The sequence below is a fragment of the Desulfosporosinus sp. SYSU MS00001 genome (assembly GCF_049943955.1).
Taxonomy (GTDB): Bacteria; Bacillota; Desulfitobacteriia; order Desulfitobacteriales; family Desulfitobacteriaceae; genus Desulfosporosinus.
Map to the genome: position 1 here is coordinate 1,234 of NZ_JBNFTW010000043.1, position 319 is coordinate 1,552.

General features: G+C 31.3%; 1 protein-coding gene. It reads right to left on the reverse strand.

Annotated features, from left to right (window positions below):
• The coding region (locus ACPUYX_RS20945; protein ID WP_426381506.1) for a hypothetical protein at positions 1–319 on the reverse strand (319 nt) is incomplete at both ends.

Below are 319 nucleotides of genomic sequence, written 5' to 3' on the forward strand. Positions count from 1 at the left end.
TATCATTTCCTGAAAATCTGTATATAGAATTATTTTGTCCACCATTTGGATAGAATTCAAATCCATAATCTTCAGTATTGCTCACATTATGATCGTCTTTAATTACAGCATAATATAATCCTTGCATAGTTCCATCATAAGTGAAAACCTGATTATTTCCTGGATTCCCTTGAAAGACAACCTGGTTATTTGCATCATATATTGTTGCATTTACAGTATTAATACCGCTTAAGAAAAATTCATAAGTTCCTGGTTTAGGAATATAAATTTTATAATAATCAGCATCACCCTTTTGCAGTGTGCCGCTTACAGAATCATC